Annotated in this window: 11 protein-coding genes and 1 pseudogene; 5 read left to right on the top strand and 7 right to left on the bottom strand. The window is 65.9% G+C overall.

Going from position 1 to position 11,992, the window contains the following annotated elements; translation table 11 throughout:
* Positions 1 to 28 precede the first annotated feature (28 nt).
* On the top strand, positions 29 to 370 hold the full coding sequence (locus ACY34J_RS15705; RefSeq protein ID WP_462727096.1) for a hypothetical protein: 342 nt from the start codon (positions 29 to 31) through the stop codon (positions 368 to 370).
* A gap of 98 nt (positions 371 to 468) precedes the next feature.
* Entirely contained in the window at positions 469 to 2,130 is a 1,662-nt protein-coding gene (locus ACY34J_RS15700) for a DUF6119 family protein (RefSeq protein WP_462727095.1), read from the top strand.
* A gap of 105 nt (positions 2,131 to 2,235) precedes the next feature.
* Here ACY34J_RS15700 and ACY34J_RS15695 read toward each other — a convergent pair whose 3' ends face one another.
* Together ACY34J_RS15695 and ACY34J_RS15690 are read right to left on the bottom strand one after the other, a co-directional pair.
* Positions 2,236 to 2,451 carry a DUF397 domain-containing protein gene (locus ACY34J_RS15695; RefSeq protein ID WP_462727094.1) on the bottom strand — a complete coding sequence of 72 codons (216 nt, stop codon included), beginning with the start codon at positions 2,449 to 2,451 and terminating at the stop codon, positions 2,236 to 2,238.
* The gene (locus ACY34J_RS15690; RefSeq protein ID WP_462727093.1) at positions 2,435 to 3,277 is read right to left on the bottom strand and encodes a helix-turn-helix domain-containing protein; all 843 of its coding nucleotides are present in this window, start codon (positions 3,275 to 3,277) and stop codon (positions 2,435 to 2,437) included. The genes ACY34J_RS15695 and ACY34J_RS15690 overlap by 17 nt, the downstream gene beginning before the upstream one ends.
* Positions 3,278 to 3,443: 166 nt before the next feature.
* On the opposite strand from ACY34J_RS15690, the gene ACY34J_RS15685 reads away from it, so the two are divergent.
* Positions 3,444 to 3,677, top strand: a complete 234-nt coding sequence (locus tag ACY34J_RS15685) for a hypothetical protein (RefSeq protein WP_462727092.1) — start codon at positions 3,444 to 3,446, stop codon at positions 3,675 to 3,677.
* A 227-nt stretch (positions 3,678 to 3,904) separates the two neighbouring features.
* On the opposite strand, the gene ACY34J_RS15680 is transcribed toward ACY34J_RS15685, so the two are convergent.
* The 4 genes from ACY34J_RS15680 to ACY34J_RS15665 all read right to left on the bottom strand — a co-directional run bounded on the left by ACY34J_RS15680 (position 3,905) and on the right by ACY34J_RS15665 (position 8,696).
* Entirely contained in the window at positions 3,905 to 4,075 is a 171-nt protein-coding gene (locus ACY34J_RS15680; RefSeq protein WP_462727091.1) for a hypothetical protein, read from the bottom strand.
* A gap of 360 nt (positions 4,076 to 4,435) precedes the next feature.
* Complete coding sequence (locus tag ACY34J_RS15675; RefSeq protein WP_462727090.1) at positions 4,436 to 5,719, bottom strand: hypothetical protein; 1,284 nt, start codon at positions 5,717 to 5,719, stop codon at positions 4,436 to 4,438.
* A 38-nt stretch (positions 5,720 to 5,757) separates the two neighbouring features.
* Positions 5,758 to 6,042, bottom strand: a complete 285-nt coding sequence (locus tag ACY34J_RS15670; RefSeq protein WP_462727089.1) for a hypothetical protein — start codon at positions 6,040 to 6,042, stop codon at positions 5,758 to 5,760.
* A complete protein-coding gene (locus ACY34J_RS15665; RefSeq protein ID WP_462727088.1) occupies positions 6,039 to 8,696 on the bottom strand; it encodes a formylglycine-generating enzyme family protein in 2,658 nt (885 codons plus the stop codon). Before ACY34J_RS15665 ends, ACY34J_RS15670 begins: the two co-directional genes overlap by 4 nt.
* Before the next feature lie 526 nt (positions 8,697 to 9,222).
* Between ACY34J_RS15665 and ACY34J_RS15660 the strand changes: the two genes are divergently transcribed.
* Together ACY34J_RS15660 and ACY34J_RS15655 are read left to right on the top strand one after the other, a co-directional pair.
* The gene (locus tag ACY34J_RS15660; RefSeq protein WP_462727087.1) at positions 9,223 to 10,089 is read left to right on the top strand and encodes an aldo/keto reductase; all 867 of its coding nucleotides are present in this window, start codon (positions 9,223 to 9,225) and stop codon (positions 10,087 to 10,089) included.
* A 181-nt stretch (positions 10,090 to 10,270) separates the two neighbouring features.
* A pseudogene (locus ACY34J_RS15655) lies at positions 10,271 to 11,559 on the top strand (ISAs1 family transposase).
* Between the two features lie 3 nt (positions 11,560 to 11,562).
* Here ACY34J_RS15655 and ACY34J_RS15650 read toward each other — a convergent pair.
* Positions 11,563 to 11,964: a class I SAM-dependent methyltransferase gene (locus tag ACY34J_RS15650; protein WP_462727086.1), complete on the bottom strand. Its 402-nt coding sequence runs from the start codon at positions 11,962 to 11,964 to the stop codon at positions 11,563 to 11,565.
* Positions 11,965 to 11,992: the final 28 nt, after the last annotated feature.

Genomic DNA, 11,992 nt, shown 5'->3' with positions numbered 1-11,992 from the left:
GAGGGAGCGACATGGGAGTAGGGACCGGGTGACCACGACGGACGAGACGCCCGAGCCGGAACTTACCGTGTTTCAAAGCCATTTGGCGCAGCTGGAAAAGCGGGACGGCGGGGACAACCTCCGGGCGCTGATGGACCAGGCTCGTCGCATCACGAAGAAGTCGTACGAGACCAACCTGCGCGACCACCAGCAGACCTTCCGCCTCCTGTGGCACCACCTGGAGCGCACCGGTTACCTGAGCCGTGCACACCGCGAGGCGGCCATCCGGATTGCTTCCGGTGAGGCATCAGCCGACGAGCGCGCGGACCTCGAGCTGTTCCTCTCCGTCTACGCGCGAGTCCACGCGACTGAGCACCGCACCCATGACTGAACCGCCCGCCTCCTGCGGGCGAGGACTTCCCCCCGCTCCGTCGGTGCGCACCCCGTATCCGTATCCGTGAAGTCAACAGACTCCAGGAGGAATCCACCATGACATCGCAGAGAAAAGGGAAGCGCATTCCCGACACCCGCAAGAGCTCCCTCTACCGGCTCAGGACCCCTGAGGGTTCGGAGCTCGACCTCCGTGAGCTCGTGTTGGAACACCACCTCCAGCGTGAGGGATACAGCGCCCATTCCTTCGAGCACGACGGGGTCGAAGGGCTGGTGGTCACCGGCACCATCGCCCGCGGCCGAGCAGACTGGTGCCGTGTGGTCGAGAGGCTCACGGGCGTTCCCGTCCAGGAGGACAACCGGGCCGCTGCCGGGCTGCTGCTGGTGCGTACTCAGCGCGCGGTCTACGCCCTCACCTACGGCGTAGGACACCACATGATCGACCCGTTCAGGCTGGACTCGGACTTCGGGCTCGAGTTCGCCACCCGCTGCCTGGACGAGGACAGCATTCTGCTCGTGCGGCGCCAGATCATGGACGCCCGCGGGCGTACCGACGAGAACGCGACGACTCGCGGCGAGCGCATCGGCGACTTCGGCATCGAAAGGGTCGGAGCCATCATCACCAAGATCAGCGGGATGGTGTCGTCCGTACCGCTCACCTACAACAGCGGCGGACGGCGCCGTACGGTGCGCGTCGTCAGCAGCGACAGTTGCATCCACCTTCCTCTGGCCACGAGCCCGGCCGAGTTCCTGAACGACCTCAGCGCCATCGAGGAGGTGTGCTCCCGCCCTGAGCCCTTGCCGGAACTCGGCTTCATCGACCGCATCCGTGCGTTGAAGGGCAAGAGCGAGGTAGTGCAGACGCTGGAGGCGAAGCTGGAAGATCTCCTCGCGAACCCCTCCAGTCCGCGCCTGGCCATCAGCGTGCCAAGCGAGTGCCTGGACAACTTCGCCGGGGCGCAGACCTTCCAGGTCACCAAGCGCACCCGATCCGAGACGGTCGAGGAGCTGGACCTGGGTGCTCTCCTGGACCTCGTGCACACACGCCCGGCGGGGAGCCGGCTCGGAGCACTCAAGGATGTCCGCGTCCAGATGTTCGGAGACGCCGAGTGCGAGACCCCCATGAGTGGCAAGGTCTCGGGCCATCGTTGGCTGACCGCCGACGTGCCCATGGGCTCGGGCCGCTACTTCTACTGCCAGGGTCGCTGGTACGAGATCGGTGCGGACTACCTCACCTCCATCGAGCAGGAGCTCGCCGAGCTGTTCAACCGGCCGGCGAGCGTCACTCTGCCTCCGTGGTCTGAGGGCAACGAGGGCGCGTACAACATCGAGGTCGCCAAGCAGCGTGGCTACACCCTCTTCGACAAGAAGGGCATCGTCACCCCGAAGTTCCGGGGCGGTGGCCTGGAGATCTGCGATGTCCTCGGCCCGCAGAACCAGCTCATCTGCGTCAAGCAGGCGAAAGAGAAGACCGCTCCGCTCAACCACCTCTTCGCCCAGGGAAGGGTTGCCGTCGAGGTCCTTCGCAACGATCCCCAGGTACGGGAGAAGTTCCTCGCAGCCCTTGCCGAGCACGACCCCGAGCACCCCGTGAAGGAAGACCTGGGAGCGCTCACTCTCGTCTACGCCATCCTCTTGAAGGGCGGCGAGGACATTACCGTCAACTCACTCTTTGCCTTCGCCCAGGTGTCTCTTCTCCAAGCTGTCCACCAGCTGCGCGCGATGAACGCCCGTGTGGAGATCGTCTCCATCCACCGCTGAGGCTGGTAACCGCAGTGTCCGTGCCGCTGGGAGCACGCGGGTACAGCACGCCGAGGCTTGGATGAGCGGATGCGGATCTGGCAAGACCTGAACTGTGAGCAGCCGTCAGGATGTAGAAAACGTGTCATTCTTCACCGACGCCACGAAGGAGGCCCAGCTCTCGGCCGGGAAGACGAGGGCGGGGCCCTCGGGGTCCTTGCTGTCGCGGACTGGTACGACGCCGGGGAAGCCGTCCGCGACCTCGATGCAGTTGCCGCCTTCGCCGTTGCTGTAGGACGGCTTGCGCCAGACGGCGGTGCTCAGATCATGTGCGGTACTCATGGGTCGCGTAATCCTCCGCCGCCGACTCGATCAGGGTGAGGGACGCCTCCGGCGACAGTGCGGCGGCCCTGGCCAGATCGTATGACGCCTGGTAGCGCTCAACCAGTGCCGGTTCATCGATGAGTTGGCCGATATGCGCGCCCTCGACGTAGGCGACAGCCGGGGCGTCGTCGAAGGTCATGAGGGAGACCATGCCTGTCATGAAAGTGTGTGCGCCCGCCGAGTACGGATGCACTTGAATGAGGGCGCGTCGAGACCGGGCGGATGCGGCAAGGTGCAGCAACTGCCCACGCATCACCTTGGGCCCTCCCACGGGAACCTTGAGCGCGGCTTCGTGAACGATCTCCCACAACTTGGGCGCTGTTGGGTCGTCGAGCAGACGCGCCCGTTCCATCCTCGTCCGCACGTAGCCCTCGACCTCCTCATCAGGAGCCAAGGGGAGTGTCGCCCTTGTGACCGCGCGAGCGTATGCCTCGGTCTGCAGAAAGCCCGGTACCAGCATGGGCGCGTACTCGCTGATCGTCTTCGCCAGCTTCTCCATCTCCGCCGCATCGGCGAAGTACTCGGCGTGCTTGGACTGCCGCGCCAGCTCGCACAGCCTCTGGAAGTGCTCGCCGGTCCCCAGCACCTCGTCGAACAGCTTCGACACGTCCGGCTGGGGCCGCCGCGTCGCGGACTCGAACTGGCCGACGTAGGTGCCCGAGCAGAAGACGCGCTCGCCGAGCTGTTCCTGGGACAGGCCGGCCGCCTCCCGTAAACGGCGCAGCTCCGCACCGTAGAAGGCACGGGGCGAGGTGTACGGGTCGAGGTGCTTGGGCTGGGTCATGGCCATATCCCTTGCTGCAACGTACTTGCTGGGTTGATCTCCCTACTCAGCGTAGCCGTGCCTGGTCATGCTGTGAGTGAAGTTCGTGACAACCGGCGCCTGTTGCACTTCCAGCCCGCTCGTTGGGCGCCCGACATCTCCGCACTACCGAAAGGCCCGATACCCCATGTACTCCCGCCCCTCCCTGGACGCCGTCACCGAGGCGATCAGCATGTCCACCGAGGCCGTGGTCGACCTCCAGAACGCACTGACGGCAATCGGCATCACGCTGCCGTCCCTGGGTATCGACCTCGTGTCGTGCACGCGTCTCACCGAGCCCCGCCCGCTCGTCGAGCTGGGCCGCTGCAACCTCGACACCGCCCGCGCCCTCACCGCTGCCCTTCGGAAGGTGGTCCAGTGACCCACGAAGCCCTCACAGCGGCCTTCCGATACGACGCCGGGCGCCGTCCCCGCAGCCAGTCGGTTGCCTGAGCCGCTCGCCAGGACTGGCGGATCGGCCGGCAACCGGACCATCCGCTGGGCATCGCCCTGCGCAACACAATTGCCCGAATCCCGGGAGCCCCCGCAGGCCGCAAGGCCGTGAAGTCACGGTACCCCCAGGCCGCCGGGTCGGCGGGCGGGTAGGGATCAGGCGAAGGCCGGCTCGGCTGCGGAGCGGCGGCCCAGCTTGGCCAGGAGTGTCTTGGCGAGCTCGACGATCATCGTCTCGACCACCGCGAGAGCGATCTTGGACAGCACAGAAGCGAGGAAGGACGGCATGGAGACCTCACACAAATACAGGAGCGCATGCGGAAGCATCGGCAGAGACTTCCTGTGTCGAAGAGTGCCCCGGCGATGGTGAAGGAGCGGCGACGTCTGATGCGATGGAACGGTAAACAGCGGGCAAATGTCTGGCGGTCCACCGCCGGGCGACAGGTACCAGGGCGCAGCCTCCCGCCACGGCAAGGCTGATCGCTCCGGCCGGGGACGTGATCACCAGGGCCCGAACGCCGACGACCCCCGGGGCGGTGGGCGCCACGCTGCAACCTCGACACCGCCCGCGCCCTCACAGCCGCCCTTCGCAAGGCGGCCGGATGGTCTCCGAAACCATGCCCGCCGCCTCCTCGTCCCTTCCACGCCGACAGGCGCCCCCGCCGCTGCTTACGGGACCGCCCTGGCTCAGCGAGGCGGCTCGGGTCCCGGATTGCCGCGCAGCGAAGACAGCACCAGGCGCCCATAGCGCGTGATGAGAGCAGCCGCGGTGGCGGCCACGGATATGCCGAGCGCTATCAGCAGGTGGCTCAGGGATTCGTCGCCGAGGACCTGCAGGATGCTCAAAGCCGTGCCGAGCGGGAGGCCGAGGATGGTGAGGACGCCGAGGGCGCCGCTGATCTGCTGGCTCTCCTGGGTCTGGACGAGCCGGCTGTAGTCCGCTGCTTCGGCCAGGATTTCGCTGAAGCGCACCGGCAGTCGGTGCTGCGTCTGGAAGGCAAGGAGCAGATCGTTGGCGGGTCCGTGAGCGGTCAGGTGCTGGCGCCAGTACGTGCTGCGGAAGAAGGCGATGTTCTTCTCCAGCGCCGCGACCCGGCCGGCGAGCCGTGAGCCGTCGAAGACTCCGGAGAGTTCGTCGGTGAGCTCGTCGATGTGGTCGCGCTGGAGGGAACCGAGCAGCAGGGCGTCGAGGTAGATGGTGCGGGCGTGGAGGGCGCCGAACTCGAAGAAGTCCCCTTCGCCCGTGTCCGCGCGGTGGCCGAGGAAGGCCGCGCCGTGCCGCAGCACGAGGGCGCTCCAGTCGGCAGAGATACGTACGGCCTGACTGAGCTGTTCCGCGGCGGTCTCCGGCGCGAGTGGGTAGTCCGTGGGGATCGAGCGGGAGGCCAGCTGCCACAGCCAGTGGTCGGCAGTGATGGGCAGCTCCGACCCGGGCCCGGACCGGAGCGCCGGCGTGTGATGGGCGTCGGGGGTCAGGAAGGCGATCGTGTACGGGCGGGCGATCGCGAATGTGTCGGTGCCCTGGCGGATTTCAGCGATGCCGCCGAGGAGCTGTTCGGGCGCGAACGGGCCGGTGAGCGGGTCGGGTTCGGCCGTCGGACGATGGCCTATCGCCCGAAGTACGGGGAGCAGCGGTCTGTCCACGGTGAAATGCAGGACCGCGAGGGCGTGTCCTGGACTGCGGGCGGTGGCGGTGCGCACCAGCTCCATGCCATGGAGGTGCAGGCCGTCGTGATCGACCGACACGGCCCGGTACCAGCGGCACGGTCGCCCGTGCGCCCCATACAGCACCCGGGCGGAGGCGGGCGCGAAGTAGGTCGCCCGGGTGGCGGCGTCCGTTCGCCGGCTGCCCAGCTCGAAGGGGAACGGCCCTTCGGACCAGTCTGGGGTGTGGAGCAGCCGCACCGGCAGCACGACCGTGACGGCCTGGCGCACTCCGGTGATGGCTTCGAGTCCAGGCTCAGCGGTCACAGGTCACTGCACCACCTCATCAGTGAACCCCTGTGACGTCACTCGTAGTAGTCCTCGATGTCGGGAAGGTCCAGGCGGATGATGTAGCACGCCCGCTCGGGATCCTCGGTGTCCACCATGAATCTCACCCGCTCGCCGACCCGGCTGGTTCGGTATCCGTCCGTCACGATGTCGGCGTACATGAAGGTGTGCTCAGTGCCGGATTCGGAATCACGGACGACATAGGCCCGCATGATGCCGTCCTGGCCGCCTCCGTACTGCCGGTCCTCCACAACCCGCCCGAAGCGCTGAACACCGGAACCAGGATTCTCCTCATCGCTCATCCCAGCTCCTCCACACATCGAAAGCCAATTACATTGCTGCGCCGGTGCCGCTGGTACAGACCTCGGGACGAGACTTGGAGTGCACGGTATGGATTGTCGAAGGAGCCGCCGCAGAAGACCATCTCGTTTGATTCCTCGCGGACGGTCGAGGTCATCTCCCAGACGTTCCCCGCCATCTCCCGGATCCCGAATGGGGAGATGTTCCCGGGATGAGCATCGACTCGGTGGGGATGCGCCTGTCCCAGCCGTCCGTGATCGTACTCCTCCCGCCATGCCTGATAGGTGATGAGAGGTTGTTCGGCCCATGTGTCCGCGCAGTTGACAAGAGTGAGGTCGACGTTGTCGCCCCAGGGGAAAAGTCTTCCATCGGCTCCTCGCGCCGCCGCTTCCCACTCCAGGGATGTCGGAAGCCGTTTCCCTTCGAAATTGGCGAACGCCAGCGCGCTCCAATGGTTAACGCACAGGGCGGGGTATTCCTGGAAAGCTGGATTGGTGTAATAGTCCTTAATCCACAGGCGTTCCTGTGACGGTTCATGTGACAGCCCGGGCGGCATATCCGGGTGGTCCCACTCTTGTGAACCGTGTCGGCGGACCGCTTCCAGGAAGCGCTGGTAACGGGCGACCGTAACAGTGAAGCGATCGAATCGGATCGGCTGTGCAATGCGCCTGAGCATGAGGTTGTGGCTCGGCCCCACCAGATAGACACCCGAAGGGAGAATGCAGTCGTCGGTGGTGGCCAGTGTTGTGCGCGACCTGTGGTGGAGGAAGTCCCGTACCTGTTCGGTCAGCTGGAGCGACGGAAATCCCGAATCGAGTGCTGACTGCCGGTGCTCTGGGTCGCGCAGATACTCCGCTGCCAGCAGTTCCTGGTAGGCCGAGTGGGAGAATGCCACAGCGTTCGACTCCACGGGGCGGAACAACGGTCGTAACCTGAAGGAGTCGTAGCTCAGACGCCCTCCTTCGAAGAGGGCAATACCGAGATCATTGACAATATCCAAGAAATGGAAGGTCGTACGGCCGTGCAGGAACGCTGAACCGAAATAGGCGACGATCGAGTGCAGTGAATTCGCGAGGCCCGTCTCGGCTGCGACTTGGGCGATGTGCTGCCAGGCTAGCTCGGCCAACGGGACTGCTTCGCTCGGCTGGCCACGCTTCAGTTCACGAGCCAGGCACAGCTCCAGCGGGGAGACGGAAGCGGCTGCGTCATGCAGACGGAGTGCGGAGAAACGCGGGACCTGTAGTGGATCCACGCCGTGGGCATGAAGCTCTTGCACGAGCTTTTCCGACATCAGAGTGGTACCGTCCAGAAGTCGACGGACCTGCGGGGAGTCCTCCAGGAAGGAGACGCGGGACGAGGTGATGACGGATGATTCTGCGGACAAGATCTGGGCGATCTCGGCGAACAGCTCGAGAAAACTCGTCTGAGTTGTCGACGACACCGCTTCGTCGATACCGTCGAGCACACAGACCAATGCCCCTGAGCGGGTGAAGTAGTGGAAGACCTCGAAGACGTACGGCTCCTCCACGGACATATAAGGAGCAAGGGTACGGGTGACAAACTCCCGGAAGGTCTCGTCCCGTCTCTTGAGGCTCATGTCGAAGTAGAAGCGGTATCGCCGTTTCTGCGTATTGGTGGCTCGGGAGACCAACTGCTTCAGCAATGTCGTCTTGCCGCTGCCCGAGCGGCCCACGACCAGCAGGTTCCCGCCGGAGGCGGCCACCTCGTCCAGTAATTGGTCAGCGGCACCGACCTGGGAGATGTACTGGCTCCCGGTCTGGTCGTCCGCGGCAAGAAGGTCTCCGGAGATGGTGATCCGTCCGGTCTCAATCAGCTGAGGATAAGTGCCTACGACGTCGTTCAGGTGCTGTTCAAGGTTAACGAACGCGTCCATGAAGCTGTCGTACGTGAGTATGCGGTAATCGTTCCGCAATACTTCTGGTGCTTCGGGGCGACCGCTTTCCTCCAGCACGAGGAACCGCGTGAGTTTCGGCAGTCGGGTTTCCAGGATCTCGCCACCGGTGGATTCGAGGACTTGGGCAACCTCGTCAATGTTCTTGCTTAGTAGCAGCTCGACGTACTCACTGCGCAGTCCGCGTTCCCGGAAGAACAGCTGATATACCGTGTCCTGGGACAGTTCGAAGCGCTTGACGGGCTTGAAATGGAGAGTGAGGTAGAGGCCCGTGAGAAACTCTGACTTGCGCGCCACTTTGACACTGAGTTTTGGGACGTCGCCGGACAGTATCCCGCTGCCTGTGCTGCCGAACCAGGCCAAGACGTCCAGCAAGCGGCGGACAGCGGTGAGTCCGTCCTCGTCGGCGATCTCGTAACCGTCGTGAGTGGACCGGTTCCTCAGCAGTTGGATGTTCCGCAACGCATCCAGCACATGACCGCTCCGGATGTGCGGTTTGGCTCCTTTGATGAGCTCACTCAGCGATTTCCCGTTGGGGTCCCCGGGTACTTGGTGGTGGCGCCAGAGCTGCTTGAGGATACGCTCCGTGATCTTTCCGACCAAGGCGATGGTGTTCTCGGGATATCCGTCGTCGAGAGATTTGATCGGGCGCTCGAAGTCCAGCCCGAGATGGCCTGCAACGCGTGAGTGGTCAGCCAGTTCGTTCCTCAGCTGCTGTAACCGTGTGTCGAACTCCGCGCACATCCGCTCACTCCTAAATCGGCAGCGAAGCGGTCATTCCATTGGCCCGAAGTGCCCGCACCGATCCCTGCCTCAACGACCGTCAGCTCCTTAGTCAGCCAGACTACTGACGGGGTCAACCCCCCGGAATGAGAGTCCCGAAGGTCCACAGCCTCGAGGGCCACAGCGTCCCGCTACATCTACACAAGGCGTCGTTGCCTTGGGGCTGCTGCACAGGGCCCCGGCGTTCTCCCTGGTTGTCCGGGTTCGGCATGATCAGAATGGCCGCGCCGAGCGGGAGGAGAAGGCATCGACCGTCGCGGCGGCAGTGTCTGCTTCCTTCGCTTGGCCGCGCGCCTCACTTGGCCCGCCCAAGTATTGAAACCGGCTCGGAGACGTAGCCTCTACCTCTCTCACCTGCGGGGTCTTCGGGAAAGTGGTACGGGAGGCTGTGCGGGAGGGCTGTGCTTGGGTGTGCTGGGGGTGTGGGTCCCGTGCAGACGCCGCCTGAGGAGGGTCGGGTATCGTCGGGCGGTCGAGGGGGAAACCGATGACTTCAAGCACACCGAACACATCCGGCACGCCGAGCACGTTCTCCATCGGAGGTGAATTCCGGGTAACCCGGCTCGGGTTTGGCGCCATGCGCCTACCGACCGGGCCTGGTCCCGATCGGGACGCCGCCATCGCGGTAGCCCGGCGCGCCGTCGAACGGGGCGTCACGCTGATCGACACAGCCCACCTGTATGGATGGGGAGCCAACGAGGAACTCCTCGCCGAGGCCCTGTATCCGTATCCGGACAACCTGCTGATCACCACCAAGGTCGGGGTCACCCAGTCCGGCCCCAAAGGGTGGGCGTATGACGCACGGCCCGAGAGCCTGCGTGAGCAGGTCGAGCAGGGCCTGCGCCGACTCCGGACCGAGCGAGTCGGCCTGCTCCAGCTGCACCGGATCGACCCGAAGGTTCCACTGGCCGAACAGATCGGCGCGCTCCGCGAACTCCAGCAGGAAGGGAAGATCGGGCACATCGGGCTGTCCGAGGTCACCACCGCGCAGCTCGCCGAGGCCTGGCACACCGCCAAGATCGCGAGTGTCCAGAACCGCTACAACCTCCTCGACCGAGAGTACGAGCCCGTTGTGGATGCCTGCGAGGCCGCTAGCATCGCCTTCCTTCCCTGGCGCCCCGTGGCCGCAGCAGCTCCCGGCCCGGCATTCGCGCTCGACGCCGTCGCCACCGAACTCGGCGCCACCGCCCCCCAGGTCCTGCTCGCCTGGCTGCTCGCCCGTTCCCCGGGCGTTCTGCCGATCCCCGGGACCGCCTCGCTCGCCCACCTCGAAGAGAACCTCGCCGCGGCAGACCTCCGGCTGACCGACTCCCAGCGGCAGCGCCTGGAGGACCATACGGCCTTGCCCGCCTAGCACGCCGGCCGACGTCGGTCGGCGTCCACCGCGTGAACCTACGCCGCCAGACCGCAGCCACAGCGTCCGATGTGAACCCCACGGATCACGCGGCTTGGACGGCGGCCGTCGGCCGGGGCATCGCGGCCACGGCCCTTGTGAATCATGAAGGTGTCTACGCCTCAAGATCTGCAAGGGTGCCGTGTTCGTTCCTTCATCATCCCCCATGACTCCTCCGGCCTGCGCACCGGTCCTGCCCGCTGCCGGTACAGATGCCGATGTGCAGTGTCTGGTGGCCGAGTTGGCGCGGGTGCCTGACCCTCGCGCCCGGCAGGGCAGGCGCTTCACACTGGCCTCCCTGCTTGCGCTGACTGTGTGCGCGATGACGCCGGCCGGGAACGACTCGATCACCGCGGCGGCCGAGCGGTGCCAGCGCGCCACCACCGCGGAGTTGGCCGCCTTCTCCCTGCCCTACGACGTGCTGCGAGGCCGCTTTCGCATCCCCAGCGAGAAGACCCTGCGCCGCGTGCTGGGCCTGTTGGATCCGGCCCAGGTCAGCGCGGCTGGCTTTGCCTACCTGCGGCCCCTGCTGAAGCAGGCCGCCGGCCGCCCCGCCTCGGCGCGCACACCCGACGGGCTGATCGAACGCGAACAGCGCCGTGCGTATCACCGGGCCAGGGACGACGTGAGGTCCGCAGCACGGCGGCGGGCCTACGCGGTGGACGGCAAGTGCCAGCGCGGGGCGAAACGCCCCGACGGCAGCCGCGTGTTCGTGCTGTCCGCCGTCCGGCACGGCGACGGCATCACCCTGGCCAGCCGGGAGATCGGCGCGAAGACCAACGAGATCCCGGAGTTCGCGCCCCTCCTCGACCAGATCGGCGACATCGACTTGGCCGGAGCCGTGATCACAGTGGATGCGCTGCACGCCCAACGCGCGCACGCCACCTACCTCGTCGAAAGCGCAGTGCCCACTACCTGTTCGCCATCAAGGCCAATCAGCGCAAGCTCGCCAAGCAGCTCAAGGACCTGCCCTGGAAGGACGTCCCCGTCATCCACCGCGACGACTCCGACGGTCACGGCCGCCGCGAGCAGCGTCATGTCCAGGTCGTCACCGTCGACAACCTGCTGTTTCCGCACGCGAAGCAGGTGCTGCGGATCCAGCGCAAGCGCCGTAGGGCTGGTGCGATGCGGTGGCGCACCGAGACCGTCTACGCCATCACCGACCTGAGTGCCGAGCAGGCCACCGCGGCCGAGATCGCCTCCTGGGCGCGCGGACACTGGACCGTGGAGAACACCGTCCATTGGGTGCGTGATGTTGTCTTCGGCGAGGACGCCAGCCAGGTCCGTCGCCACAACACCCCCGCTGTCCTGGCCACCCTGCGCGACCTGATCCGTGGCGCCCTGACCCTCGCCGGCTACGTCAACATCGCTTTCGCCAGGCGCGCTCATACCGAGAGATACCGCGTTCTCGCCCTCTACGGCCTCACATGATCATCACGAACCCGGACACCAGGCGAGAACGCCGGGGCCCTGGCTGCTGCACCGTCCGGCTGCCGCTCGTGCGGCGTTTCGCCCCCGCGGCCGGGCTCGCCCTGGTGTCCCTGCCCGGCCCGGAGCAACCTGGAGCTCGGAGAATCCGGGCATGAGAAGCCCCGCCGGGTCCACGCAGAGCACGGGGTGCTCCGGGTTGACGATCCGCGCGACCTCGTGTGCGAACAGGCCTGTGCCACAGCCGATGTCGGCGATCCGGTCAGCGGGGCCGAGGCGCATCGCCTCGACGATGCGCGCGGACATCCAGGGGATGTAGCCAGGCCCGTACACCCAGTGCTGGTCGTATTCGGCAGCGAGCCCCTCATAGTGCCCCTGCACATCACGCCGCTCCACAGTCCCCCTCACGCCCGGCATACGAACCATCAGCTCTTCG

The organism is Streptomyces sp. HSS9-12, assembly GCF_054963655.1.
Note: the sequence above shows the minus strand (reverse complement) of the source record. Positions and strands in the feature narration are given on the sequence as shown.